This window comes from Oleiphilus sp. HI0061, assembly GCF_001635675.1.
This window is the reverse complement of record NZ_LWFE01001841.1, coordinates 1-582: the sequence shown is the minus strand read 5'-3', so window position 1 is coordinate 582 and position 582 is coordinate 1. Positions and strand designations below refer to the sequence as shown.

The window sequence follows — 582 nt, the reverse complement described above, 5'->3', positions numbered from 1 at the left end:
AGGAAGGTAAATGATACCTTCATCGCCTGAAGTCTTGAGCTCTATAGTTGGTGTTACGCTGAGGTTTTTACTTTGAAGGTAGTCAGGATCTATTTTAAGTAAGTAGCTACCTGGTAGGACGTTTTCGAATATGTAAACACCATCGTACTCGGTTCGGGTTTGCTGTATCAGTGAGTCATCGAGTGTAAAAAGAGAGACAGGAATACCTGCTTTCGGTATAAGTTTACCATTGTTTTCAAGCAGCACTTCTCCTTCGAGTTCCATCGCAGTTTGGAAGCCGATACTGATCTCGTTGAGCTTGCCCGAGTGAGAATAGAGCGTGAAATGCTCCTTCTGTGGCTTCAGAAACGGGTCTTCAATTTTCCGTGAGTTGATACTAATCGTTTGCATTTGAAGATCAGGAACCCCCCATAAAGAGACATAACCTTCTTCGTTTGTGGCGCTGTTTCTCCAGCTGTTCTTTCCTTTAAAATGTATATTTGGAAGAGGGCTGTCCTGTTCATCAAACCTACCGTTATTGTTGTGATCCAAATATGTGTGTGCGAGCACGCTGGCACTAGAGGCCACACTTTCAGAACTAAG

The 582-nt window shown here is 43.5% G+C and carries 1 protein-coding gene; it reads right to left on the bottom strand.

Annotation, left to right across the window (positions count from 1 at the left end; translation table 11 throughout):
• Window positions 1-549 (bottom strand): hypothetical protein (locus A3735_RS27990; RefSeq protein ID WP_156499987.1); only part of this gene is annotated, 549 nt, incomplete at its 3' end.
• Window positions 550-582 lie beyond the last annotated feature (33 nt).